A 26,663-nucleotide genomic window follows, 5' to 3' on the forward strand; every position below is an offset into this window, starting at 1 on the left:
TTTTAACCGGAAAGTATATTTATCAGAAATTTTTTAACATTAATGAAACCTGAAATTGGCCTCAGGGAGTGTATTCTTTTTTAAGAATGCTTCGTATTCCGGAGAAAGTCTCGCCCGCCCGAATGTGTTTTCTCCGCTCATGCTTCCGAGACGCACTTTATCTTTCCCGAATTTTTTATTCATGGCATCCATTGCTCTCATAACGGGAAGATGCTGGTTTTGGGTATCTTCTTCAAAAAGGCTGATCAGCCTTTCATTCTCAGGAACAAAATCATTGACAATAACTCCTGCTCTTTTGTAATGATACCCTTCTCTGTAAATAGCCTCAAAAAGTTCGTTCACCACTCGTCCTATCAGGATAGAGGAATTGGTAGGGTTAGGAAGGATCTGCGTCATTGCATTTTTATATTCGGGAAGGTCTTTTCTGAAACGATTGGTCTGGACAATAACGGTAACCATCCGGCAGCATGTATTTTGCTTACGGAGTTTTTCGGAGCAATACATCCCAAAAGTCTCTACACGTTCCCGGACTTCTTCTTTCTTGGTAAGCATTTCCATAAAGCTTCGGGTAACTGCAATTGACTTTTTAGGAGATGGGCTGTCTAATTCCAGCTGACGGATTCCTTTCAGCTCATTGATCATCCTTATACCATGGATCCCCATGATTTTCCTAACCCACATTTCGGGTTTCTGAAGGAGATCCCAGGCTTTATAAACCCCGCTGTCATTCATTTTTGCCGCAAGTTTCCGTCCTATTCCCCAGACATCACCTATATTGAGCCATTTTAGGGCCTTTGCAATTTTTTCGGGGGTATCGAGGGTATAAACTCCGTCAAATTGATCCGGAAATTCTTTTACAATCCTGTTGGCTACTTTACACAGCGTTTTAGTGGGGGCAATTCCTATGCTTACAGGAATATTTTCCTGTTTCCAGATTTCATTTTTGATCTTAAGGCAATAATCGCGGATATCTATATACTTAAAGCCTGAAAGTTCTAAAAACAGCTCATCGATGCTATAAACTTCATATTCCAGGACATATGATTTTGAAATCTCAATAACGCGTTGACTTTTGTAGTTATAGAGCTCAAATTTTGCAGAGAAGCTTTTTACATCATGTTGTTTGAAAAGGTCTTTATATTTGAAGGCAGGAGCGGCCATGGGAATTCCGAGGTCTTTAGCTTCTTTACTTCTGGACACCACACATCCGTCATTGTTGGAAAGCACCACAACAGCTTTCCCCTCAAGAGACGGGTCCAGAGTTCTCTCGCAGGAAACAAAAAAGTTGTTGCAATCTACTAAAGCATACATGACAGGGTACTGGTAATTTTAATGCAAAATTACATTTTAAAAAATAATTATTTTGTTTTATCTTAAAATTAACATCATATTTAACGCACTGAATATGATCTAGTTAATTCATTTCAAATACGTCAAGTTTTGTCGCATTAGCATTATAATTTGTACGCCCTTAATTCAGCTGTTGTTAGATTATTTTAAGTGTTCTTTCCCAGATCGATCTGATATAAATGCTGACGGATGATCTCTTCATTAATGGATAATATCTTTATTGAATTCTGAAAAATACGGTCTCTGGTTTTCGAGCATTTTCAACAAAATAATTTTGCATTGAACTTAAATTTAGTGGGTAGCAAAAACTCCTTGATCATTGAGTCTGTGAATTAAATTTTTGAAATACCATATATCGTTAGGGTATAAAGTTGAATGAAAATTTTTTATATTTAAAATACATTTTTATTTAATATTTTAATTAAACACGCCAAGTTCCGTCGCCTTTAACTTATACTTTTGTTTCATAGAATAAATAATAATGAATCATGGATAAAGTAACATCAGAACGAATCAATAAGCTTCACCCTTCTGTAAGGGATGAAGTAAAGCAGATCATAAAAGAATGCGATGAAGCCCTTACCGGAAGAGCTAAAGTAAGAATTACCCAAGGCCTGAGATCTTTTGAAGAGCAGGAAAAACTGTACGCCATCGGAAGGGTTACGTCCGGGAAAAAAGTAACCAATGCCAAAGCCGGTCAGAGCATCCACAATTACGGACTTGCTGTTGACATCTGCTTGATGATCGACGGTAAAGTTGCAAGCTGGGACACCGTGAAAGATTGGGATAACGACAGAGTAGCAGACTGGTACGAATGTGTGAAAATTTTTGCAAGGCACGGCTGGGACTGGGGTGGAAACTGGAAAACCTTCAAGGACCTTCCCCACTTCGAAAAAAAGAATATCAGGACTAAAAAAGGACTTGTAAAAACGAGCTGGCGAATATTATCCAAGATGCCAAAAGATAAGCAAAATTATATTCTGTTTTAACTCTCTATTATTTGAAAATAATTATAATACGACAAGTTCTGTCGCTTCCCCGGCCTACCTTTGTTTTATAAGAAAATGTTAGTTAACTGAGATTTCAAATACTAAAACCAGCATCTGTTTTTAAAGGCAGAAAGTTGGTTTTAGTTGTCTCAGGACCTTAATTTTTCTTTAAAAACCAACAAAACATCACATGAAAAAGACAACCATTCTTTCTTTGGACGGGGGCGGAATAAGAGGTATTATCACCTGTATTATTCTCCGCTACATAGAAGAGCAGCTTCAGTATCATGATAATCCGGGTGCCAAACTCGGTGACTATTTTGATCTGGTTGCGGGAAGCAGCACAGGAGGACTGATCGCTTCTATTATTCTATGTCCCGATGAACACCGGAAGGCAAAATATTCTATCCAGAAAGGGCTAGAATTATATGCTGAAAAGGGAGGCGACATCTTTCAGGTTTCTTTTTGGGAAAAGCTGGTCAATCCGTTTGGCCTGCTTAATGAAAAAATTTCTCAGGATGCACTTGAAAAAAATCTGAATGACTTTTTTGGAACTTTAGAACTTAAAGAATTTATAAAACCATGTTTAATAACCAGTTATGATATTGAAAACAGAAGAGCAAAACTTTTTAATTCCTGGGAGGCTAATCTGAGTACGGATAACTTTTATGTAAAAGATATCTGCAGGGCGACAGCAGCTGCTCCTACTTATTTCAGTCCGGTACAGATCAAATCGATGTACGGGCAGATCTTCAGCTTGATTGATGGTGGCATGTTTGCCAATAATCCTGCTCTTTGCGCTTATGCAGAAGCCAGAAAAATTCCTTTTGCAGAAGTATTGAAGAATCATCAGAAGGCCAATCATCCCGGTGTAAATGATATGATTATTGTTTCTATCGGAACCGGTATTGAGGCCAGGCCTTATTCTTTCAGAAAACTTCAAAAGTCAGGAAAAATAGGCTGGGTAAATCCGATTATTGATATATTAATGTCCGCCAATGCTGAAACTGTAGATTATCAGCTTTGCCAGATGTTCCAGACTTTAGGCCAGCGAAACCAGAAAAATTATTACCGCCTGAATCCTTCTCTAAAAAATGCATCTCCAGCTATGGATAATGTCAGAAGATCAAATATTGAAAATCTTATTCAGGCAGGGCTGAGCTATATTGATGATAACAGGGAAGTTCTGAACCAGATTGTACAGAAGCTGATCAAAAATAAAATATAAGCTATTTACCTTATAAAAGACCCATATAAGCTAAAGAGCTAATATTTAAAAAATGTAAAAAGTTTTTAAAACACGTCAAGTTTTGTCGTCTTCTCCCACTACTTTTGGAGTATAAACAAAGACATAAAAAAAACAATCATAAAATTTTAAAAAGCCTTTGAATTCAACATTTATCGATGCTGGACAGCCAGAAATATGCTCACAACATAACCTCAACCTTAAAACACAAAACATGCAAACACCAGATCACAATCCAGACACCCTTTTCGATACAGATCTCTATACTATTGAATGGAGCGACATCGAGCATGCTGAGATGGACTATGAAAACTATCTCAATGACATTGAAAGCTTTTTCAGGGAAGACTTTGAAGATGCTATTCCTGAAGAAAATATATACTAAATAATTTCTAACACGACAAGTTCTGACGCTGTCCGGAATTATCTTTGAAACACCATATCAAGACACCTGTACAGTACCCTATAATCATTCAAATACACCTTTGAATCTATCATTCACAAAATGCTGGACAGCCAGAACTATGTCTAAAAATCTATAAAAAATATGAAAACATAATAATAAAGTGGAAACTGTCAATAACCACTAAAAAATTAAGACTAAAAATCCTGAAGAGATTCTACTAAAAGGCTCTTCCAATCAACCTATTAATTAATCAACAAAATCACACAATTTATTATGAAGACAAAAGAAGAATTAAGGCTTTTATTTGAAAACGGAGACAAGCCGGTACAGGAAGACTTCTGGGCTTTGCTGGACTCTTACTGGCATAAGGACGAAAAAATCATTCAAGATTCTATTGAAAGTATTGAAAAGGTGGTTCCATTTTTTGCCGAAGCCGGATTACTTGGCTCAGCAGTAGCAGTTACTATTCCTGCCGATACAAAAAAAATCCTTCCATCAGCCTTTGTTTATACAGGAATGTCATACCAAATCATAAAAGTACTTTTCAATGAAGGACTTGAAGAAATAGGAGAATCTGCATTTTTAGGGCAAAATATTAAAAGCATCAGAACTCCATTAACATTAAAAACCATTAAGGATCAAGCCTTTACTAGCCAAGGAAATATTATTAATGGTCCAGATTCCTTAGAAGAAATTATTCTCAATGATGGCTTAACTACTATTGGAGCTGCTGCATTTAACTGCCCCAGAGCAACCATTATTTCAGACTTATACATTCCCAGCACAGTAACATCTGTCGGGCAAAATGCATTTGCCATTCCTTCGCTAAAAACAGTTTCAGCTCCGTCTGGTCTAGATCTAAGTAATGCAGGAATTCCATCAACAGCAACAATCACTTATAGATAAAATATCATGAAAACAAAAGAAGAACTAAGGTCCCTATTCGAAAACGGAGACAAGCCGGTACAGGAAGATTTCTGGGCTTTGCTGGACTCTTACTGGCATAAGGACGAAAAAATAGACATGACTAAGATCGCAGGTCTGGAAAACGGGCTGCCACGCTGGAATGATTTTCATGCGGAGATAGATGAAAACGGAAATGCCACATTAGCACCTCTCCGGGTCATGAGTATATTTATAAAGCAAGGTACTTTGCACATTCCTGCACAATTTGCGATAGCAAGCGGAATATCAAATTTATTTCTTGTCGACAGTGTTATAACTATCGGCGTGGAGGCTTTCAGCAGTAATCAACTAAAATCCTTAACCATTCCAGAAAGTGTTACCACAATCAATGACCGTGCTTTTTCATCTAATCTACTGGAAACAATAACAATTCCAGCGAATGTAAAAGAAATTAAAGAGTATGCTTTTGCCTACAACAAGCTTAGCTCAATATACATTGTGGCCGGGGTTTCAAAGATCGGACCTAATGCCTTCAATTATAATCCGGGTGTAAACACGGTCATACTTGACAGCAATACACAGTACTACTCTAATTCATTTGATCCTAATACGAGGGTCATTGGTGGAACTCTTATCAGCGAATCTTAAATACATCAACAAATGAAAACAAAACAAGAACTAAAACAATATTTCGAGAACGGGGATATTCCTATCCAGGAACAGTTCTGGGAATGGCAGGAATCTTACTGGCATAAGGATGAGAAAATTCCGACAGATAGATTAGAATATGATTTTTCTCAAAAGGCAGATGCAGATGCTTCCAATATAAGCCCGCAAAATGCCCAGCTTTGGAAAGATAAAATAGAAACTCAAACATCAATTCAGAATCCGGAATTGAATGGAAATATTTTAACGGTATTTTATACAGGAGAAAATAGTATTCAACAAAGTAAAACGGTAGATCTGAGCAGCCTGATAACCAATAATATCCGTATTGAGCATGCAGAATACGATGCTTCTCAAAATATCATTACAATTACTCAGAGTGACGGATCTTCGTTTCCTATCAATCTTTCAGAATTTAGTATTGTTCCAACTACAAATGTAGACGGAAGTGTTTCTCTGGTCCAGGAAGGTACCGAAAAAGTAAAAATACATAAAGTTGCCGTTTCCGGAAGTTACAACGATTTAGCAGATAAACCGTCTTTTACAAATACTGATACCTTACAGAATGTTGTTGATCGCAGCAATACAACAACAAAACCGCTTGTATTCAATGCTGATCAGGGAAGAGCAGGTGAATTGGGCTTTAACAAAAATACATATTCACATTATTGGGGGAATATCAACGATGCCCATACAGGAGCCTACGGTTTAGGGATTGGCTATAATACATTATCAAAATTAACCACAGGTTCAAATAATGTCGCACTTGGTTCTTATGCTTTAAACGAAGTAACCATAGGAAGATGGAATACAGCAACTGGTATTTCAAGTGGAGCCAAACTTACAACTGGAAATTTCAATGCCTTTTTTGGAACTCAGGCAGGAACCGAAACAACAACCGGAACCGGAAATACTTATATTGGAGATGAGGCAGGAAATAAAAATATAACAGGAACTAATAATACCGCTCTTGGTATTGGAGCAGCTTACTCTTTAACGAATGGAGTTCAAAACACTTTTTTAGGTGCTTTTTCCGGAACAAACCATGGAAAAGTAACCGGCTCCGGAGCATGGGGATATAATACGTTTGTAGGTTATAATGCAGCATCAACTACTCATGCAATGGGAGTTTGGGGCGATAATAATGTCGTGATTGGGTGTAATGCTCCATTGGGAGGTTCTACATCGAATAAGCTGGTTATTGACTCTTATACGACGCCTCAAAGGCATGACATGGTAACACCTTTCATCTATGGTGATTTCGCTGCAAGAATTTTGAATTTTGATGCTGTAATTACAGCTAGAAGAACACCTCTGGCCGATAATACGTATTCGAAAGTAGCGGTAATGAACGCCAATAACACTATTGGTTATAAAAACCTTTCCGATTTCCAGAATTACCTTCCAATTTCAGGAACAGAAGTAAATAAACCCGTTTCAGGACACATCCAGTTTGAGCACGCTAACGGAGAGGAGTATGAAACCCTTCTTTATAAAACAAATACTATCGATGGAAATCAAAACCAGGTAGGTTTTTTCCCAAGTGGTGTGATGATTACTTCAAGCAGTTTGGATTATGCCTTACAATCAAAAGTAGATGTCAGCAAAGAATATGGTGTCCTGGCGGCAGCTTATGGTGCAAAGATGTCTTTAAGTACAACAGGAGCTTCTTTAATGAATTTTTCCGGTCCTGAAGGAAAAGGAATTCTTGTTGGGAACAATCCTGATGAGCCGGTTTTAGTGGAACATCAGGCAACAGCTCCCAGAGGTTTAAGCTCTAAAACTTATTTTGGAGACAATGCTCAAAAAAATGATTACATCCAGAAACAATATGCAGACAAGCAGCATTCTTATACCATCAAAGAAGAATTAACAGGCGGAACATGGATCAATAGTAAGCCGGTTTACAAAAAAACCTTGTTTGTAGACCAGGTCCCGAGAACCGGCGAGATAGATATCACAGCTGAATTCCCTGATATTGAAACCATTGTCTCAAATCAGATGTTTACAGAATGGTATGCTCTGGATGCTGTATTCGCAGGTAACCAATGGAGAACAAAAGCCTATATCACTGTAGAAAGAGGAATGGTTAGAATTGAACTGACAGGTGATCCGGACTATGATTTTTCTGTCATTGACTCATTTACCCTGACCCTCGAATACACAAAAAAATAAATCATTAAAACAAAATATTAAAATGTCAACAAACAATACACCAGCAAAGACCGCATTTACTGTAGGAGAATCCTTAATAGGAGAAGGTATTATTAACTATAAAGCAGCAGAAGGTATGAACCCAACAAATAATGTATCACAGACTCTTTTCAGATTTGTGAGTTTAAGAAATCCACAATTAACGGAAACAAAAGACAAAAATTTAGGATTTATCCACAGACCAAAAGGCGTCACCGGTATTTTTGATACTGCGGTTGCCGGAAGACCTGCCAAAGCTACCAAGTTTGGAGAAATGAAAAGGGCGGCAAGCGGATTCAGCAATCTGGGATTTGAATCAGAAAAGAAAATTGAGGAAGGAGCATTCAGAGACCTTCTTATTATCGGACGAAAACTTTCTAAAAAAGAAACATTAAGCAGCAATGACCTGCCTTATGTTACCGATTATTACAAAACCCTTATTAATGCTGATAAAGAGCTTAATGCTGAAGGAATCCAAACATTTTCCCTTCTTTGGAATAATTTCATCTATCTGATCGTTACCCAGGGAGATTTTTATATTAAAGAAGCGATCAGCCATATTCTGATGGCCATTCAGCTTGGTTTTGCTAACAATCAGGATCTTACTGACCAGGAAATCATCAAGGTAAATGGTGAAAAACCATTAGAAAAAGCAATGAATGGAAAAGTAATTTTGCCAACATCATTATTTTCAGAGGATTACTTGGAAACATCTTCTTCAGCTTCGCCTACAGTATCTGAAGCTTCCGCTCCGGCTCTCGGTGCAAAAACCCTTCAAAGACTGGAATCTGAAGCAAGAACATCGCTGACAGCCAGCAAAGCGATCCACCGAAAAGAAGGTCTGGACAAGCTAAACACCGAATTGGAAAAACTTCAGAAAAAGTATCACAAAGCCCGTTATCAGGCATACCAAGACGGCTATGCAAGATACATGGACGAAAACAGGGAACGTATAGATCTCTATGACAGAAAGCTGGCCGAAGTGGAAAGTAAGATTACTCCCGAAACTCCGGAAGAAGAAAAAGAACGTCTGTATAACAGCTTAAAGGAATATGAAGTTCCGTCTTTTGTATTTTCATATAGAAATGAAATCGACTTAGAAGATTTGCAGGCAAAACTTTCTCCGGAATCTTTCGACCTTTTTGTTGAGCTTTTCTCAGAATTTGATGCAGAGAAAGTATCTAATGTTCCAGCCACAGAAAGAGTCCAGCTTCTCTCTGACAATACATTAATGATTGGTGATCAGACCATTATCCTTGATGATGAAATACAAACCTATTCCGATGCTTTACTTGTTATAAAAAACAATATTTCTTCATCAATGGAAACCGTTCTGCAAAACAGCCCTCTTCTCGAGCAGCAGTATGCAAATATCGGTGGAGCTTCAGTTCCCCTTATTCAGAATACTTCCAGAACTCCTATGGCATATAGTTTATATGCACACAACTCCTTCAGGTTGTCCGGCAGTAGAGGATTTGTTAATTTTTCTTTTGAAGTTGAAGATGTTTCGTGGAGCGTTGCCAATGCCAAGATCATTGCCACCACAGACGCTGCCGGAACCTTTGAAGAAAACTACAGCAATCTTCAGGTCATTGATAATAAAATCACGTTACCAACATGTTTAATAGATAAGTTCCGAAACAGTTTTAGCTTCAGAATAGAAATTATTTTTGATAACGGAAGTCAGGCATACGGAGATATTGCTATACAATATCCAAAAGAAGACCTGAACCTCACCGGCATGCTGACCCTAAAACGTGCTGTAGTTGAAAATCCTGGTGAACCAGAACCTGTGATCATCCAGAAACGCAAAAATTTCGGGATCAAAAGACTCGGGGTTGCTGATTATCTGAAAGTAGTCCAAAGTCTTCATGCTTATGTTCCTGGAGAAGTTTCAAATATTGAAAACGTCATGGCCAGCGAATTGAGACATAAGTCTTCTGTTGCCAGGGATTATTCTGAAATCACAGATACCACATCCAAATCTGAAGAAACCGAGAAAATTTCCGACACGTCAAAAACCTCCAGAACAGATATGCAGACTGAGGTTGCCAAAGAAATTGACAAGCAGCAAAGTATTACTGCCTATACAAGATTCAGCTACGGAAATGACAAAGCCATGAAGTTTGAAATTGGAGCAGACTATGCCAATAATACAGCACAGCACGACAGCACAAGACAAGCCATGATGAAATCTCAGGAGATCACGGAAAGAGCAATGGAAAGAGTTCTTACCAAAATTTCGGAAGAAAGGGTACAGAAAATCATCAAAGAATACACGGAAACCAATGTCCATGAATTTGACAACAGAGGAAAAGCTCTTACAACCAATCTACCGCCACAGCACATTACAGGCGTTTACAGATGGGTAGATAAAAAGATGAAAAACCAGATCTACAATTACGGTAAACGTACCATGTTTGAATTTATGGTTCCTGAACCTTCAAGATTGCACCGTCTGGCTCTTACTGTTGCCAAAGCTCAGGTGCTTACTGCTCCCGTAGATCCTAGAAAGGCTCCTGAACCGTGGTATATGCCAGATCCAAAGTCTGCAACGATAGTACAGATCCAGCATTGGGCACAGATTTACGGAGTAAATTTAGAAGCTTTTCCAGAGGCTACCAAACAAATTATCCATAGTGCCGCGAGCGTTCCTCAAACCAATGATGATTTTGGAGTAGATTATTCACAGTTTACGATTCCGGATAACTATGCCGGGAAAAGTGCAAGCTTTAGCTGCAGATCATCCAGAAACAGAGGCGGCGGATGGTCAGGAGCCCGTTATTCCGAGGTAGTGTGCTCCAATCTAAAAGGAGACATGATTGGCCGTTCTGAGTATGGTGATATTAATTTTGACGAAGGAGCATCAGGCCTCAATGTAACCGGTAATGTTTCTTTCCAAGTGAAAGGACATAACGTAAGAAATTACAACATAAAAGTAACGGTAAATTGTGAGCTAAGTGATGCATACATCAACAACTGGAAAACAGAAAGTTTCAATGCCATTATTAAAGCCTATGAAGAAGCTTATGCAAAATTCCAGGAGGAGCAGGCAAGATTAGATGCCGAGCAGAAAGAAAAAGAAGCACAGGCTAAAGAAAGACAGGATCATTTCTACCGTTATATGGAGCATGATGTCTTAAAGCACAACTGTATTGCATACCTGCTGCAGGATTACCTTAGCACATTAGGGCAGGCAACAACAAACGGAGCCGATGATAAGACAACCATGGATAACTTCCAGGTATATCTGAATGAAAACCTGGATAAATATACTGCCCTTGCCAAGTTTATGGAACAGGCATTTGAATGGGAAATCATGGATTATACCTTCTATCCGTACTATTGGGCTAACCGTAAGAGCTGGCAGGAATTCTATTTGAGTGAAAGTCTGGATCCTTTATTCAGAAGCTTCCTACAGGCAGGGATGGCAAGAATTATCGTTACCGTAAAACCAGGTTTTGAAAACGCCGTACAGTTCTTCCTGGAAACAGGCTTAATCTGGAATGGTGGTGAAGTTCCGGTAATCGGAGACCCAATGTACATGAGTATTGTGGACGAAATGAGACAGCCAACTGGAGAACCTCAGGGTAAATATTGGATTACCAGATTGCCTACAACACTTACTATTCTTCAGGATAAGTCTACAGGACTTCCAGTGGATCAGCCGTTGCCGATTTTCCCGGAAACTGATCCGAAAAACTGTGAGAATCCTTCTGAACTGGAATTTGAAACGAATTTTGAACATAGGGATATTCAGTTATCACATGGAGAAAAGGAAACAAGCACCTTGGATTAAATAAATTAATGAAATGGTGGCATATAGCCGCCATTTCTTTTTAACAATTAACACTTATAAAAATGAAACCAATAAAAGCATTAGTAAGTAATGATATACCTTCATTAAAGATGCCTAAAATTACCAAAATAAGTGGCTTAGGGCTTTCTCCTGAAAACAAACACAGCCAGTTAGATGGTGAAGGGGCTACCTATTTTCACAAGTTTTTACCGTATGGAGATATCAATAAATTGGTTGATGAATATAATGACTCAAAAATTTTAAAAGATCATAGCGATGCTGATTTATTAATATTCTATTTACTTGGAAGTAAAAATGAATTATATATTACTATTACTGGCAGGTCTAAAGAATATGATAAATTATTAGGTTCCCAACAAGTTTTCAAATATAAAGGTTTTAAAGATAACATAACATTTAAAGAATATGTAATAAGTAATATCATTAATGACAGGCAACCGGGGTTCTCTTTTACCCACGATGAAATCTCAAATGCCATTGATGATGCTATAGCAGATTATAAATTTATTACAAGTGAACAAAATAGCAAGCAGGAATCAAAATTTGCCATACCAAGCCAAATTTTGAAAAATAAAGTAAATTTAAAAGAACAAGGGGTAATAAGGGCGTTACAGGAAGTGAACAGAACTATTGCCAAAATGAGAGCAGAAGAAAAACATGCCTATAATGAATGGATCATATCTAAAGCAGATCCATACAACTATTTTTGGGTTCACCTCAATAACAATAAGGACATTTCCCTGAAAGACTTACAACAACTCATTACGCAACTTAAGAATTATAAAAAGAATATAGGCGAGCTGAAAGATGGAAGAATTACAAGTATTGCAGATATGAACTCCTTTGTTGAAAAAAATCTTACAGCAGGAGGAAGTATGTTCAAATGGTTTATTGATACTCCTTTTTTCAGTTTAGACTCGGAACAGAGAAAAAAATACATTGAAATGTATTGTGTAAAGGAAGAATTCTTTCCAAGATTTAATATTTCAACAGGTTTTAATGATGGAGATATTGTAGCCGCTTTATTTAAAACCTGTTCCAATAAACAGGATCTCTTCAACATCATCATATGTCTGGAACAAGAGGGAAAACTTTTTCATTTGCTCAATAACCTAAGATTTAAAGCATTTTCCGAAGTATGTTCTATTATTAGCAGTGTCTATATGACTTATGTCAAAAAAGGAGAAATGGATAAAAAATATGCAGAAGCATTGGAATTCGGAAGACAGATCCTATTTGACAATAAAACTTTTGGAAATCATAATATAGAGGAATTTGATACTGTCCACAACAAACTGAAATTTACCACAGATCTGAATCTCTTTATAAAAATCGGTAAAGGGACTATTGCAGCTCCTTTTCTGTCTAATATGAATGCTGATGACTTACAGAAATCTATTTCGTGCAACCCCTTAGATATTATAAGCCTTACCCCAGTGGAAGATATCGAGATATATGAACTAAAAGCAGGTGAAATATACGCTGTTCCAGCTTGTTTTGTTTATTTTCTATATAACGAGGAAACATGGAAAACAAATATACTTGCTGCACAGGTTATTGTTCAAATAGCATTCTGTCTTATTGGTGTAGGAGAAATAATGGCTGCCGTAGAAGCAGGAAGTACTATTGGAATTGCCTACTCGGCTACTGGAGTTGCGATAGATGCAAGTTTTGGAGCTACTTTGATTCCGGAATTTGGAAAAGATCATCCTGTAATTACAAAATACATACATTATGCAATGTGGGCACGTTTAGTATCCGATTTCATTAATGTAAAAGGATTGTCACAGGAGCTCAGAACCTCTATTAGTGCGAAGAAAATTACTTTTGAACCTTATGAAGCAACAATAGATGGAGTAAAATTTATTAAGGGAATACGAAAAACCTATAAACCGCTTTCCATTGGAGCACTTGGCATTATACTTCCAGAATTTATTTTGGGACTTTATGCAGTACAAGGTGGAAGAAAACTTTTATTTTATTTACAAGGAATAAAGGAATCGATAACAGATGTCACTATTTTCTTTAAAGGAGCAGAGATTTTTTCCGGAAGTAAATCTTCAGCAAAAGAGTTTATGGAAAACGCCATAGTAGTATATAAAAGCGAAGGGCAAGCTGCTATGGAAAATTTCTTTTTTGCCAAAATAGCTTCTGAAGAGACCAGGCTTTTACACTCTCAAACTGGAGAAACCTATGTAGGGAAGCTTCTTAAAAAACCAAAAAATAATAGAGAATATTATTCCTATGAACTTCATGAGCTAAATTCTAAATTACATTATAAAAAAAGCTGGACCGTAAAGGAAAAAGATGTTATGGATAAATTTGAGTGTAAAGTTTATATTGTAAAAGAGAACGGAAAAAATTATTACACTGGAGATTTTATGGTTGCACCTAACTTGAATACCACCCTTCAAGCTAACAAAACAGAGCTAACAGATGTGAGTTTAGGAAAAACCATGTATGATGATGGTTTTGTAACTTTACAAAAAGATTTAAGAAAAGAATTTGATGGAATTTATGGATTGTATGTAAAAAATGATTCATATATTGCTTATGGTGGAGAATCTGTAAATTTAACCCGTTTTAAAAAAGCAATGTTGGGAAAATCTATTACAGAAGCCAACATTATAGAAGCAGTAAAACAAATTACTCCCTATAAATGGGCTAAAGAAAAAGGTTTTGATAAAATTGAACTGAAGACTACCATGCAAGAATTTGATGGACTTTTTGGAGACATTAACAAATTAAAAGAACTTAAAGTAATTTATCATAAATAATATAAATATTATGCCACAGGAAAAAGTAGATAAAATAATAATTTCAGTAGAAGATATAAAAAAAGTGGGATTATACAATACTGATGGTACTTCAATAGGAATTGGTGTACGTATTCAAGATTACCAAGAAAATCCTGAATGGAATGAATTTGATTATGAAAAAGAAGTTTTTGAAGAATTGTTAGGAGAAGATTTCGGGAAGAAAGATTTTTATTACGAATCTAAAACATGGGAATTTATTGTAGATGCAGTGGAAAAGAAAATAAGAGAAGTACTAAAAACAATAAAAAAAGTACCAGAAGAACATCAGCAAAATCCTCTTGCTTACATTAGAGCGTATAAAGAAGAACATTATGATCCTGATAATGATTGGAATCTTAAATATGAAGATGTAGAGAATTTTCTAGGAGAGTTTTATCATCATAATATAAGGAAACATAGAAGAGATCTTAAATTATATTACTTTCAATTGTTTTATAACAACTTAAAAAATAATTATGAAGAAGGATACCCTTTGTATATTTCAGTTGCTACTGTAGAAGGTCAGAAAAAACAGATTTGAAACACAGATAGCAAAAAAAGGCTGGGTGGATAGAAAAGGAAAAGAATATTTTGATCAATAATCAATAAGCCACAGTATTTCTGTGGCTTATTATTTTTCTAAAAACTTTCTACAAAAAAATAAAACACGACACGTTTTGTCGCATTAACCCTATATATTTGTCTTATAAAATTTTACCATGAAACGCAGCAGTGCTGCCCTATAAAATACAGACGAATGAAAAAAGATTTTTATCTGACAAGATATGCCTTAATTATCAAAAGATTAGAAAGTTCTCCGGCTACCTATTCCCAGCTGGAGGACTATCTTTTAAACTCTTTCGAATTCCAGGATGCGGGGATCAAGAGTTACTCGATCCGTACGCTGCAGAGGGATATCCGTGAGATTTCTGATCTTTTTAACCTTTCCATTCACAACAAAAAGAAAGGGGATAACAGGTATTATATTGAGAGCCGCCCGATCATGGAAGTGGATGAATACAACCAAAAATTACTGGAATCCTTCCAGGTAAGCAACGCCTTGAATCTTCATCCGGACTTTTCAGATTTTATCTTTTTTGAAAGCAGAAAGCCTACAGGGATAGAACATTTTTATGATCTTTTCTTTGCGATCCGTAATAAAAGAGTCGTTAGTTTTGAACATTACAACTACAAAAATAAAGTCATGACTTCACGGAAAGTACATCCGCTGGCTTTAAAAGAATCCAAGGACAGATGGTACCTCATCGCGATTGACACTAAAGATAAAACCTTAAAATCATTCGGGTTGGACAGAGTCAATTATCTGGATGTAAGCGACAGCAAATTTCGTGAAAAGTATAACTACAATTTCAGGGAACATTTCAAAAATGCTTTCGGGGTGATGAATCTTGCAGAACAAAACCCTCAGAAGATCATTATGAAGTGCAGCAGACATCAGGGAGAGTATATCAGAAGTTTTCCGCTTCACCAGTCTCAGAAAGAAACGAAAGAAACACCAGAGGAGATCTATTTTGAGTTCTTCCTCCACCCTACCTATGATTTTATGCAGGAGATTCTTTCCTATGGTAAAGAAGTCACAGTTCTGGAACCGAAAGGTTTAGTTGATGATATCCGGACCCATCTTCAGGAATCCCTGAACCGCTATCTTGAAAGCTGATATCAAAGGATAAAAAGTTCCTATTTTTTAAGTATATTTACATAAATATACTCTTTTGAAAGCTTTATTCCTTTACCTATTCTCCCTTACTTTTTCTTTTTGTTTTTCGCAGCAGAAAGAGGAATTCCGGCAGGTTAAAAACTATTATAACCACCACAGGAATATGCTGAATACTGAGTTTAAAAAGAAGTTTGACACAGAGCCTGATTCTTTCAAAAAAGCCAATATAAAACTCGATTTTATGCTTTTCATGAAAAAGATGGACAGCATTGAAAATGTCGCCATGATAGGAGCTTTGTTAAAAGTAAGAAACCTGGAAGATCTGCAGTCCCTGAAGAGCCCCAAAGATATATCGAAAAACATCACTGAGAAATCTGCTGTTTTTGAAAAATCTGCTGACTATCCCGGCGGATTCAATACATTGAGACAGGAAGTTTCAAATCTTTTTTATACAGGAGGTGTCTACACTGAAACGAAAACAGTAAAAACAAATGTGGTTTTTATTGTTGAAAAAGACGGAAGCATCAGTAATGTACACGCACAGGGGGATAATTTCACCTTTAACAGACAGGCTGAAATTGCACTGTATTCCGTTTCAGAGAAATTTTCTCCGGCAATTAGCAAAGGCGATCCGGTAAGATATTATCTCAGGCTTCCTTTAACCTTAACTATTGAAGAATAAAATGTTTACCGACGAATATTACATGAAAATGGCCCTACAGGAAGCAGAAGCCGCTCTGGAAAAAGATGAGGTTCCCATCGGATGTATCATCGTTTCCAATAACCGGATTATTGCAAGAGCTCACAATCTTACTGAAACATTAAATGATGTAACTGCCCATGCCGAAATGCAGGCCATCACTTCCGCCGCTAATTTCCTTGGAGGCAAATATCTGATCAACTGTACGCTTTATGTAACTTTGGAACCGTGTGTCATGTGTTCCGGAGCCTTAGCCTGGTCACAGATCTCTAAAGTCGTAATTGGAGCCAGAGATGAGCAGAGGGGATTTATCAACAAACATCTTTCTTTGCATCCAAAAACAGAAATGGTAACCGGAGTAATGGAAAATGAATGTTCAACTATCGTTAAAGAATTTTTTAAAAACAAAAGATAGGCAGATGCTTACAGTAAAGAGAGAACAGGTTATTTGCGGAAGTATTTTAGAATTCTAATACAATTCCACAAAAGGTCAAATCATTACTTGTTTTTTAAAGCAGAATACATCATCACATCAAAATATTCACCCTCTTTTTTGAGATGCTGCTTTAACAGAGCTTCTTTTTCCATCCCTATTTTTTCCATGATTCTTCCGGATGCAGGATTATGTAGAAAATAAGTAGCATAGATTTTATTGAACTGAAGTACCTTAAACCCAAAATCAATTAAAGCTATAGCAGCTTCCGTAACGTAGCCTTGGTTCCAGAAAGGCCTTCCCATCCAGTAGCCAAGCTCAGCTTTGTCATCATCTCTGTCATGAAGACCAATAGCTCCTATAATCTGTTCCTCTTTATTTCGGACAGCAAAAGTATATCCTGTATTGTTTTCAAAGGATTCTCGGGACATTTTCACCCAAAGACCGGCATGCTCTTCGGTATAAGGATAAGGAATATTGGAGGTAAGATCTGAGAAAATTTTATCCTGTAAATATTCAGTCACGAAAGGAATATCTTCTTCTTCCAGCTGTGAAAGAATCAGCCTTTCTGTTTCTATTCTGGGAAATTCTTTTAATTTTCTCATACCATAGTTTTAACTTATTAAATCTTTTATCTCTATAAATCTTTTCCTAAAAAATAAAGTCCTTTCAGGGTATGGAGCCTGTCCATTACATGAATTTTTTCCGTCAGAGGTTTATAAACATGGGAAACACCACCTGTTGCCACCACAAAACAGTCATCATTCACCTCATCATTGATGCGATCTATAAAACCTTCTACCATTCCCAGAAACCCATATACCATACCGCTTTGCATACAGGTTACCGTATCCAGACCCAATACTGATTTAGGTTTTTTCAGCTCAATATCAGGAAGCTGGGCGGTTTGGCTGATCAATGAATTTAAAGAGGTTACAATTCCGGGAGCAATAATCACTCCCAGTGTCTCTCCGGTTTCCGTTACACAGCTTGCTGTAAGAGCCGTTCCAAAATCAATGATGATCTTCTTCCGGTTTGGGTAAAGATTATGGGCGGCCACAAGATTGGCATAAATATCGGTTCCCATCTGTTTGGATTTTGCCTGAACTCCAGAAGGGGTAGACCTGTCTACAATCACAGGTTGAAGACCATGGATCTTTTTAATCGCCGAACTCATCACTTTGGTAAGCTGTGGTACTACGGACCCTATGATGACTTTACTGATATCTTCTGGCTCTACTTTATAGGTCTGATAAAGCATGAGGATCTGTACATACAGCTCATCTACCGTTCTGTACGGCTTAGTGTTGATCACCCATGAAATATCACAGTTGTCTCCATTGAAAAGTCCGAATCTGATGTTGCTGTTCCCTACGTTGATTACGATTGAATTCATTTATTTTTTAAGCTAGTCTGGGTTAAAAAACGGTTGTAAAAATAAGCCTTTATCCTCAAAAATAAGCAATATCTATATTATTTAATCTGAGAAAATGCCTAAAGACAATTGCGTTTTTATCACAAAGACAAACAAGTAGATTTCTGACATGCATAATAAGGAAAACCTGAGCCTGAGATTTAGAAGATTGAAAACATTTAATTACCTTTAAGACTGAAAATATTTTTATCCTGATTCCATGAAGAAACTGATCCTAACCATATTCTTTTGTATTGGCCTGAATACGTTTGCCCAAAACGGAAACCAGGTAAAAGATATATTCCTGAAAATAAAGCAGGAATCAAAGATCGACCGCAACGACCAAGCTGTTTATGATATTCTGGATGAATTTTATACTAAAAGCCTGCAGGCAGAAAATGATGAAATGACACCGGAAACGGTTCAAAGAATTGAGAAACTAGCTTCCAATCCCGACACGAAAAACCTTCACATCCTGTTGCTGTTCCTGATGTATCAGCAGCATCTCAGCCGGACTTCTATGGCTGGAAAAACACCTGACACTGAATTTCAGACCGAAGCCATGAAACTATTGGAAAATGAAACCAAAGATATCTATGGAAAAGTGCCTGTAATTATCTATATCTATAAGGCTGAGGCACTGGACGGGGCAGGAAAGAAGGAAGACGCCAAAGCTGCTGTAGACCAGGGATTAAAAGAATACCCTGATTCAGTTCCTTTAAAAGTATACAGCTATCTTAATACGAAAGATGAGGTTTTAAGAAATGATCTTGTGAAAAATCATCCTAATCACTGGATGGTCCTGCAATTTAGGATAAAATAACGGAATGATAGATTTCAGACATCTAACCTCACAATATTGGCTTCCATAGTTATGTAATTGTGAACCGTGAATTTTTGCTTCGCAAGTAAATGGTCAATTTTCAAGATTTGTACTAAAATCCAGGATGCTAAGAACGCTTAAAAATTTTTCATGCAAAAAAAATCCCACAGAATTTTCTGTGGGATTATCTTTTATATTACATGATTTACTGTTTTACTTCTACAATATTATCATTCATATTTACGTCTGCTATTCTCTGGCTTAAATCTATTCCTAGGACAGATAATTGGGCTTTCGGATAGGGAATTGTCAGCGTATATTCTTTCTGAGTCCAGGGCCAGTAAGGCATGGTTTTAAAGTCGCCGTAAATATCTTTCTCCTTCCATGTATGTGTCATATTTAAAGGGATCTGATAGGTAACGATCTTTTTATCCACCGTCACTACATTGAAATCAACCGGCATCGGAACCTGTCCATTATTCACTAAAGTAATGGTGGTAGATTTTGCATCGTACTTCACATCTTTAATTCCGTAATCAATGGTTTTTGTGGTATTGATCCAATAATTGTGGAACCATTTCAGATCCATCCCTGAAACTTTCTGTGCAATATGCAGAAAATCCCTATCAGATGGGTGTTTCATGTGCCATTGGTCATAATATTGTTTTAAAGTTTCTGCAAGCTTTTGCTCACCCATGATGTAACCTAGCTGTACAAGGTATAATTCCCCTTTCACATAGGAAGCATACGTGTAAGAAGTTCCATTATCATGGTGATCTCCCAGCCATACAGCGGGTTCTTCAATTCCTTTTTTAATGAAATTTCTGTATGCATTGACAGTATTGGCAAAAGGATTCGGCAGTTCTTCCGGAAACAGCTGATACATGACGTAGCCTTCTGCATAGCTGGTAAATCCTTCATCCATCCACGGACGTACGGATTCATTAGTGGCCAGCATCTGTTGATACCATGAGTGCGCACCTTCATGAGCCATCAATCCCATTAAACCTTTAATATCTTTGGCTTCACCTAGAATCATGGTACACATCCCGTATTCCATACCACCATCTCCGCCCTGGATAAATGCATAGGTTGGATATACATACTTTCCGAAATGGCTGTTCATCAGCTGGAAATATTTGGTCACATAAGGCTGGGCTTCTTCCCACACTTTTGTTCTCTCATTCTGCTGATACACTAAAAACACTTTTGGCCCTTCCGGAACGTCAAAACTCTTTACAACATAATCTCTGTCTGCACTCCATGCAAAATCCAGCATATTTTTTGCAGTCCATCTCCATGTTGCTTTTTTATCTTTTTCGGCTTTGATTTTTGCATTGGTGTCATAGCCTTTAACTTCTGCCGGGTTCTCAAGAATCCCTCCTGCTCCAACTACATAATCTTTGTTGATCTTGATGGTTACGTCAAAATCTGAGAATGGTGCATGAAACTCTCTTCCGATATAGTCAAAGGTTGCCCAGCCATCATAATCGTATTCTGCAATTTTAGGATACCATTGGGTCATCGTCATATCAACTCCTTCCCTGTTGTTTCTTCCGCTTCTTCTGATCTGCTGAGGAATTACAGCGTCCCAGTTCATGGTAAAGGTTGTCTTAGAATTAGGTTGAATAGGTTCCGCCAGATATACCTTCATAATGGTTTCCTGGATTTCAAATTTCACCTCTTTTCCGTTTTGTTTGATCCAATGGATATTCTGGGCACCTTCCTGATCTTTCGGAATAGAAGCCAGCCTTGAAATACCATCCTTTTGCAATCTTGAGTCTCCATTTTTACCCTGGCCCGCAACTCTTTGGTCCATCATTGAATTAGGCTTAAAAGCATTCCAGTACAGATGAAAATACACTACATTCAGCTCATCCGGTGAGTTATTGGTGTATTCTAACGTCTGGTTTCCCTGGTAAGTAAATTTTTCAGCATTAACGTCAATCTCCATCTTATACTTCGCAGCCTGCTGATAATAAGCTCCCTGCTGAGCCTGAAATTGTGAAATGATAAACGCAAAAAGGATTGCAGCCGATTTTCTCATTTAAAATTTATTTTTTTTTAAAGGTAAGTAATTTATGTAAACCCTTCAAATATAGAGCTGTTTTAGGGCTTTTTGATCTGCTATGGATTTAGATGTTTTTTTATTCTGATGGTTAAGTTTGCCTGCGCATATCTTATAGATGATGCAAATTTTTTTTAACCACAAATGGCACAAATAAAACACAATTTTAAACACTAACATTCATGAATTAGCGGCATTTGTGCTTCAAGATAAAATCAATATTATGAATGGGTCAGCATCTTCCTAATTAAAGTGATCTGCCCCAAATGATAGTAAGCATGCTCTATCATCCCATCTATATTTCTCCTGTAGGTTCCGTATTTTTCATCTACGAAAACTTCATCCAGCTTGTTGTCAGGGATTTGCTCAATCAATAATGCAAACTTTTCTGAATCTGTCCATAGCCTGTTTAATAAATCTCTCCACTGTTCCTCAGACTCAATGGGCGGAAGATCAAAGCTGAATTTGTCTTTTATTTCGAGTTCACCACCTTCCAGCACATTCACAATTCCGGCTATATAATAATGGATATGAAAAGCAAGCATAGCGATTGTGTTTAAAGATCCTATTTTTGTGACCGCCTGTTTCCAGGTAACGTCCTTAAGCTGATCTTTAAAATTGGTATTGGCGATCCAAAGCCCGTCAAGCAAGACTTCCCTGAACCTTTTGGCTAATTGTGAAGCTGAACTCATTATTTAAAATTTTGTTATTTCTAAAGATAATTATTTTATTTTTTTTACCTCTGGTAGATTTTTTGAATTTTCCAGGATGATTATACATATACCTCCTATGAGCCTTGTTAAGGTTTTAAACCTTTCATTCGTTTCATCAGTGAAAAACATTTTTGTCATTTGTGTTTCAAAAACAAAAAACCTCAAATGCAAAACATCTGAGGCTTCAATATGATTTAAAATCAAATTATTTTTTAGCAGGAATTTCTTTTTTTCCGCTTTGTAAGATCTTTTCAAGGATTCTTAAAGTGATCAGATAGGTAGGCTTTACCCCTGTAAGGCCTAAGCCTCCTGAAGAAAGTGTGCTTCCGGTTTCCAAAGGATTATCCGATGCATAGTACGCATAACATACGAACAGATCCGGGACAATATGATGCCTGATCTTAGAAGCTACCTGAATGGCTTTCTGATAATGTGCACCTTCCATTTCAAGACCGATCGCCTTCCATGAAGTGTTCATAAAATAAGAAAGAATATCCCTGTTCTGAAGTGAGGTTCCTAAAACGGTAATCATCGGTCCTTCAAACGCTTTCAGTTCATCATCTTTAAAATCATCTAGTTTTAAAGCATTTTCAAAAGGATAGTTATCTGCCGTTCCTTCAAAGATGTGGGAAGTAGGAATCATGATGTCCCCTTTTCCTCCGGCAAGAATACCTGCTTTACCCATAATGGAAACAGATTTCACTTTCATCATATACACTTCTCCTTTGTGCTCGAAAGGTCTCAATAATTCGTCCATTACCTCAAAGGCCTGTTCACCGAAAGCATAGTCGAAAACCATGATCACATCATCTCCGCCATATTTTATACCACTGAACGGAGTGTTTTTAAGATCTGTCTTGCTTAAATCAATGATCTGAACATCTATATTACTTCCGCTCTTATCATTAATATAAATCAATCCTTCTTCCAAAGCATATTTGGAAACTTTGTCGCGAAGTTCTTTTTTATCAGAAATCTCTCCGTAAAGTTTATAGTCTACTTCTTTGTTGTCTTTTTTCTTTAAGGCATCATTTCCGTACAGCATATTTTTTACCGAGTGCATATTGGCTGAAATAATGTGAAGCGGACGCATATGAAGATTGTTTTCAAACAAAACTTCTTTCACTTTGTTGGCCCATTTTTCACCAAAATAGTGATGCCCCACTCTTTCCTTTAATATGGCACTGAAATGAATCTCTCTTTCTCTCGTCTGTTTTGCATCTTCCAGGCTTACTTTTCCTAAGTTGTAGATGATTTTGAATAAACGGTCTGGATTCTCATCATCCCCAAAAGCATTGTAAGCATTCAGCGTTTCTTCAAAAGTTCTTCCTATTAATGAAGACAGATGAATAAGAGCAACCTCTTTTTCTTTTCTACTGAATTTCTTTTCGCCTTTTACTACTTCTTCGATAATTTTAAAAGCACGTGTCGGTTTCCAGTTTTCATCCTGAATGAAAGCCAGATTTCTCACTTTATCCGCTTCTATAAATAAGAATGTTAAGTGGGTAAGAATATCGTAAATCTCAGAACGCCCCAAAAGAACTTCAATATTCATCTGGTGCTCATCTATCCTGTAACAGTTTCTTCTTCTTTTTTTAGGTACAATTGGTTCGAAACTTCCTTTATCAAAACCTTCATCTGATGTAAGATGAATAAAAGCACATTCTTCAATTCCCTCCGGAAGTCTGTCTAAAACGTACATCAAACCATCCAATTCCATTTTGTTAGGAATATTCATGGTACCATATATCTCTGGATTGATAGTCTTTAACAAACTTCTGATACTTTCTCCAGAAACACCGGCAGGTTTAAAAAAACCTCTGTAAAAGAGGTGTCTCATAGAAATATACAATCTTTCAATTGCTTCCGTTGTTTCTCTAGCTCTAGAATTTGTCATAAAATAAATTTCACACAAATATACAAAATCTTCGCTCAACTTATTTTAAGTATCTTTTAACAAGCAGTTTAAATTTGTATCTTTAAAACTGTAAAAAGTGTGTCATAAAATGTATTATGATGCTTATTACAGGGCTAAATATTCCTTTCACCAGCCAATCACCCCTATTAAAAATAGTTAAACCATCGTTTGATTTTAATGAATTTTATAAATACCCCTAAAAAATACAGGGGTAAAATATTTTCAATTCATTTTTTTTGTAAATTTGCCCCACAAAATACAACCTTAATATGTCAACTTTAAGATTCAAAGCGTTAGAAACTTTACCATTTAAGGACTTCAGAAGAGATAATTCTGTTGAGGTTCCCGGAAAATTGTCAGAATTATTCTGCCAGAATGTTTTCTCAGAAGAAACCATGAGAGAATATTTGACCAAAGAAGCATTCCAGTCTATTATGGATGCTATTAAAAAAGGAACAAAGATCCAGAGACACATTGCAGACCAGGTAGCCGTAGCTATGAAAGACTGGGCAATGAGCAAAGGAGCCACTCACTACACCCACTGGTTTCAGCCTTTGACAGGAACTACTGCAGAAAAGCACGATTCTTTTTTCACTCCAATTGAAGGAGGAAGAGCTATCGAAAGATTCAGCGGAAACTTATTGATACAGCAGGAGCCGGATGCTTCTTCTTTTCCGAACGGAGGGATCAGAAATACTTTCGAAGCAAGAGGTTATACAGCATGGGATCCTACTTCTCCTGCATTCATCATGGGAACTACTTTATGTATTCCTTCTATCTTCATTTCTTATACAGGAGAAACTTTAGATTATAAAGCACCTCTTTTAAGAGCTTTGAATGCTGTAGATGAGGCCGCAACCAACGTAATGCAGTATTTTGATAAAAACGTAACAAAAGTAACTCCTACTTTAGGGTGGGAGCAGGAATATTTCTTAGTTGATTCCGCATTATACCAATCCCGTCCGGACCTTGTTTTAACAGGTAAAACTTTATTAGGACACTCTCCTGCTAAAGGGCAGCAATTGGACGACCACTATTTCGGTTCCATCCCTACAAGGGTAATGAACTTCATGAAAGAGCTGGAGATCGAATGTATGAAACTGGGAATCCCTGTAACAACAAGACATAACGAGGTTGCTCCTAACCAGTTTGAACTTGCGCCAATGTTTGAAGAAGTAAACGTTGCCGTAGACCACAACTCTCTGTTGATGGATATCATGGCAAGAATTGCTCACAAACACCATTTCCATATCTTATTCCATGAAAAACCATTTGCAGGAGTAAACGGAAGCGGAAAGCACAACAACTGGTCTTTAGCAACTGATACAGGCGAAAACCTGTTAAGCCCGGGAAAAAACCCTAAGAAAAACTTACAGTTCTTAACATTCTTCGTAAACACGATTAAAGCGGTATATGAATATGCTGACCTTTTGAGAGCAAGTATCGCATCTGCAAGTAACGACCACAGATTAGGTGCTAACGAAGCTCCACCGGCAATTATTTCCGTATTCATCGGAAGCCAATTGTTCAGAGTATTGGAAGAGCTTGAAAAAGTAACGGAAGGAAAGCTTTCTCCGGACGAAAAAACAGACCTTAAACTGAATGTCGTTGGAAAAATTCCTGAAATTCTTTTAGATAACACGGACAGAAACAGAACTTCTCCATTTGCATTTACAGGAAATAAATTCGAAATCAGAGCGGTAGGATCTTCTGCGAACTGTGCAGAGTCTATGACGGTAATGAATACCATTGCTGCTAAACAACTTATCGATTTCAAAAAAGAAGTTGATGCCCTTATCGAAACCGGACTGAAGAAAGACGAAGCCATCTTTAATGTATTAAGAGAATACATCAAGCAGTGTAAGAGCATTATGTTTGAAGGTGACGGATATTCTGACGACTGGGCGAAAGAAGCTAAAAAGAGAGGTTTAAATAACTTAAAAACTACTCCTGAAGCGCTTAAGCAGGAAATGGATAAAAAATTCGTTGCCCTTTATGAAGAGATCGGAGTATTCACTCACAGAGAGGTTGAGGCAAGAAACGAAATTAAATTAGAAAAATATTCTACTGTCATTGATATTGAAGCAAGAGTTTTAAGTGATATCGCAAGAAATCACATCATTCCTTCAGCTTTAAATTATCAGAACAGACTGATCGAGAACGTAAAAGGTCTTAAAGAAATATTCGGAGATAAAGAATTCAAAACATTGGCAAAAGAGCAAATGAGCTTAATTACCAATATCTCTGAAAATGTTTCCAAGATCAAATTGGGCGTTGAAGATCTTATTAAAGCAAGAGAAGCAGCGAAAGCTGTATCAAATAGTCAGAAGCAGGCAGAAACATACTGCAGCAAAGTAATCCCATTATTCGATGTGATCAGAGAGGCTTCTGATGATCTTGAAATGATGGTGGATGATGAACTTTGGCCAATGACTAAATATAGAGAAATGTTATTCACAAAATAACATCTGTAAAGTTCCATATTAGTTAAATTCCCCGGTTTTCCGGGGAGTTTTTTTGTTTTATTAACAGGAGTGAAAAG

The 26,663-nt window shown here is 37.1% G+C and carries 20 protein-coding genes; 14 read left to right on the forward strand and 6 right to left on the reverse strand.

Annotated elements, in window-relative coordinates; all coding sequences use genetic code 11:
• Positions 1-39: 39 nt before the first annotated feature.
• Positions 40-1,311: a Y-family DNA polymerase gene (locus tag J2T03_RS12250; RefSeq protein ID WP_307211475.1), complete on the reverse strand. Its 1,272-nt coding sequence runs from the start codon at positions 1,309-1,311 to the stop codon at positions 40-42.
• A gap of 527 nt (positions 1,312-1,838) precedes the next feature.
• Between J2T03_RS12250 and J2T03_RS12255 the strand changes: the two genes are divergently transcribed.
• The 12 genes from J2T03_RS12255 to J2T03_RS12310 all read left to right on the forward strand — a co-directional run bounded on the left by J2T03_RS12255 (position 1,839) and on the right by J2T03_RS12310 (position 17,167).
• Complete coding sequence (locus J2T03_RS12255) at positions 1,839-2,339, forward strand: M15 family metallopeptidase (RefSeq protein WP_306840675.1); 501 nt, start codon at positions 1,839-1,841, stop codon at positions 2,337-2,339.
• Positions 2,340-2,529: 190 nt separating this feature from the next.
• Complete coding sequence (locus J2T03_RS12260) at positions 2,530-3,567, forward strand: patatin-like phospholipase family protein (RefSeq protein WP_306840677.1); 1,038 nt, start codon at positions 2,530-2,532, stop codon at positions 3,565-3,567.
• 232 nt (positions 3,568-3,799) lie between these two features.
• Positions 3,800-3,970 (forward strand): hypothetical protein, encoded by a 171-nt coding sequence (locus J2T03_RS12265; protein ID WP_306840679.1) that lies wholly within the window; start codon positions 3,800-3,802, stop codon positions 3,968-3,970.
• 294 nt (positions 3,971-4,264) lie between these two features.
• The gene (locus tag J2T03_RS12270) at positions 4,265-4,897 is read left to right on the forward strand and encodes a leucine-rich repeat domain-containing protein (RefSeq protein WP_306840681.1); all 633 of its coding nucleotides are present in this window, start codon (positions 4,265-4,267) and stop codon (positions 4,895-4,897) included.
• 6 nt (positions 4,898-4,903) lie between these two features.
• Entirely contained in the window at positions 4,904-5,545 is a 642-nt protein-coding gene (locus J2T03_RS12275; RefSeq protein WP_306840682.1) for a leucine-rich repeat domain-containing protein, read from the forward strand.
• A 12-nt stretch (positions 5,546-5,557) separates the two neighbouring features.
• Positions 5,558-7,738, forward strand: coding sequence for a hypothetical protein (locus J2T03_RS12280; protein ID WP_307211477.1), 2,181 nt, complete (start codon positions 5,558-5,560; stop codon positions 7,736-7,738).
• A gap of 22 nt (positions 7,739-7,760) precedes the next feature.
• Positions 7,761-11,555 (forward strand): hypothetical protein, encoded by a 3,795-nt coding sequence (locus J2T03_RS12285; protein ID WP_307211479.1) that lies wholly within the window; start codon positions 7,761-7,763, stop codon positions 11,553-11,555.
• 230 nt (positions 11,556-11,785) lie between these two features.
• A complete protein-coding gene (locus J2T03_RS12290; protein WP_307211481.1) occupies positions 11,786-14,353 on the forward strand; it encodes a hypothetical protein in 2,568 nt (855 codons plus the stop codon).
• Positions 14,354-14,363: 10 nt separating this feature from the next.
• Positions 14,364-14,915, forward strand: a complete 552-nt coding sequence (locus J2T03_RS12295; protein ID WP_307211483.1) for a hypothetical protein — start codon at positions 14,364-14,366, stop codon at positions 14,913-14,915.
• Positions 14,916-15,131: 216 nt separating this feature from the next.
• Entirely contained in the window at positions 15,132-16,052 is a 921-nt protein-coding gene (locus J2T03_RS12300) for a helix-turn-helix transcriptional regulator (RefSeq protein WP_306840693.1), read from the forward strand.
• Positions 16,053-16,107: 55 nt separating this feature from the next.
• Positions 16,108-16,734 carry an energy transducer TonB gene (locus tag J2T03_RS12305; RefSeq protein ID WP_307211485.1) on the forward strand — a complete coding sequence of 209 codons (627 nt, stop codon included), beginning with the start codon at positions 16,108-16,110 and terminating at the stop codon, positions 16,732-16,734.
• Position 16,735: 1 nt separating this feature from the next.
• Positions 16,736-17,167: a nucleoside deaminase gene (locus J2T03_RS12310; RefSeq protein WP_306840696.1), complete on the forward strand. Its 432-nt coding sequence runs from the start codon at positions 16,736-16,738 to the stop codon at positions 17,165-17,167.
• Between the two features lie 83 nt (positions 17,168-17,250).
• Here the strand turns inward: J2T03_RS12310 and J2T03_RS12315 are convergent, their stop codons facing one another.
• A complete protein-coding gene (locus tag J2T03_RS12315; RefSeq protein ID WP_306840698.1) occupies positions 17,251-17,790 on the reverse strand; it encodes a GNAT family N-acetyltransferase in 540 nt (179 codons plus the stop codon).
• Positions 17,791-17,822: 32 nt separating this feature from the next.
• On the reverse strand, positions 17,823-18,581 hold the full coding sequence (locus tag J2T03_RS12320; protein WP_306840700.1) for a type III pantothenate kinase: 759 nt from the start codon (positions 18,579-18,581) through the stop codon (positions 17,823-17,825).
• 238 nt (positions 18,582-18,819) lie between these two features.
• Here J2T03_RS12320 and J2T03_RS12325 point away from each other — a divergent pair, with 238 nt between their 5' ends.
• Positions 18,820-19,422: a hypothetical protein gene (locus J2T03_RS12325; RefSeq protein ID WP_306840702.1), complete on the forward strand. Its 603-nt coding sequence runs from the start codon at positions 18,820-18,822 to the stop codon at positions 19,420-19,422.
• Between the two features lie 205 nt (positions 19,423-19,627).
• Here the strand turns inward: J2T03_RS12325 and J2T03_RS12330 are convergent, their stop codons facing one another.
• From J2T03_RS12330 to J2T03_RS12340, 3 genes are all read right to left on the reverse strand, one after another.
• Positions 19,628-21,469 carry a M1 family metallopeptidase gene (locus tag J2T03_RS12330; RefSeq protein ID WP_307211486.1) on the reverse strand — a complete coding sequence of 614 codons (1,842 nt, stop codon included), beginning with the start codon at positions 21,467-21,469 and terminating at the stop codon, positions 19,628-19,630.
• Positions 21,470-21,711: 242 nt separating this feature from the next.
• A complete protein-coding gene (locus tag J2T03_RS12335; protein WP_307211488.1) occupies positions 21,712-22,182 on the reverse strand; it encodes a DUF1572 domain-containing protein in 471 nt (156 codons plus the stop codon).
• Between the two features lie 226 nt (positions 22,183-22,408).
• Positions 22,409-24,100, reverse strand: coding sequence for a DUF6909 family protein (locus J2T03_RS12340; protein ID WP_307211490.1), 1,692 nt, complete (start codon positions 24,098-24,100; stop codon positions 22,409-22,411).
• 290 nt (positions 24,101-24,390) lie between these two features.
• Between J2T03_RS12340 and J2T03_RS12345 the strand changes: the two genes are divergently transcribed.
• The gene (locus J2T03_RS12345; RefSeq protein ID WP_306840709.1) at positions 24,391-26,586 is read left to right on the forward strand and encodes a glutamine synthetase III family protein; all 2,196 of its coding nucleotides are present in this window, start codon (positions 24,391-24,393) and stop codon (positions 26,584-26,586) included.
• Positions 26,587-26,663 lie beyond the last annotated feature (77 nt).

The sequence above is a fragment of the Chryseobacterium lathyri genome, assembly GCF_030812195.1.
GTDB classification, from domain to species: domain Bacteria; phylum Bacteroidota; class Bacteroidia; order Flavobacteriales; family Weeksellaceae; genus Chryseobacterium; species Chryseobacterium lathyri_A.

What these genes read in the sequence shown, in the direction of transcription:
- J2T03_RS12345 (WP_306840709.1), top strand. Translation starts at nt 24,391, where the DNA reads ATGTCAACTTTAAGATTCAAAGCGTTAGAAACTTTACCATTTAAGGAC.
- J2T03_RS12250 (WP_307211475.1), bottom strand. Translation starts at nt 1,311, where the DNA reads ATGTATGCTTTAGTAGATTGCAACAACTTTTTTGTTTCCTGCGAGAGA.
- J2T03_RS12315 (WP_306840698.1), bottom strand. Translation starts at nt 17,790, where the DNA reads ATGAGAAAATTAAAAGAATTTCCCAGAATAGAAACAGAAAGGCTGATT.
- J2T03_RS12335 (WP_307211488.1), bottom strand. Translation starts at nt 22,182, where the DNA reads ATGAGTTCAGCTTCACAATTAGCCAAAAGGTTCAGGGAAGTCTTGCTT.
- J2T03_RS12310 (WP_306840696.1), top strand. Translation starts at nt 16,736, where the DNA reads ATGTTTACCGACGAATATTACATGAAAATGGCCCTACAGGAAGCAGAA.
- J2T03_RS12275 (WP_306840682.1), top strand. Translation starts at nt 4,904, where the DNA reads ATGAAAACAAAAGAAGAACTAAGGTCCCTATTCGAAAACGGAGACAAG.
- J2T03_RS12260 (WP_306840677.1), top strand. Translation starts at nt 2,530, where the DNA reads ATGAAAAAGACAACCATTCTTTCTTTGGACGGGGGCGGAATAAGAGGT.
- J2T03_RS12280 (WP_307211477.1), top strand. Translation starts at nt 5,558, where the DNA reads ATGAAAACAAAACAAGAACTAAAACAATATTTCGAGAACGGGGATATT.
- J2T03_RS12295 (WP_307211483.1), top strand. Translation starts at nt 14,364, where the DNA reads ATGCCACAGGAAAAAGTAGATAAAATAATAATTTCAGTAGAAGATATA.
- J2T03_RS12300 (WP_306840693.1), top strand. Translation starts at nt 15,132, where the DNA reads ATGAAAAAAGATTTTTATCTGACAAGATATGCCTTAATTATCAAAAGA.
- J2T03_RS12255 (WP_306840675.1), top strand. Translation starts at nt 1,839, where the DNA reads ATGGATAAAGTAACATCAGAACGAATCAATAAGCTTCACCCTTCTGTA.
- J2T03_RS12340 (WP_307211490.1), bottom strand. Translation starts at nt 24,100, where the DNA reads ATGACAAATTCTAGAGCTAGAGAAACAACGGAAGCAATTGAAAGATTG.
- J2T03_RS12270 (WP_306840681.1), top strand. Translation starts at nt 4,265, where the DNA reads ATGAAGACAAAAGAAGAATTAAGGCTTTTATTTGAAAACGGAGACAAG.
- J2T03_RS12330 (WP_307211486.1), bottom strand. Translation starts at nt 21,469, where the DNA reads ATGAGAAAATCGGCTGCAATCCTTTTTGCGTTTATCATTTCACAATTT.
- J2T03_RS12265 (WP_306840679.1), top strand. Translation starts at nt 3,800, where the DNA reads ATGCAAACACCAGATCACAATCCAGACACCCTTTTCGATACAGATCTC.
- J2T03_RS12320 (WP_306840700.1), bottom strand. Translation starts at nt 18,581, where the DNA reads ATGAATTCAATCGTAATCAACGTAGGGAACAGCAACATCAGATTCGGA.
- J2T03_RS12325 (WP_306840702.1), top strand. Translation starts at nt 18,820, where the DNA reads ATGAAGAAACTGATCCTAACCATATTCTTTTGTATTGGCCTGAATACG.
- J2T03_RS12285 (WP_307211479.1), top strand. Translation starts at nt 7,761, where the DNA reads ATGTCAACAAACAATACACCAGCAAAGACCGCATTTACTGTAGGAGAA.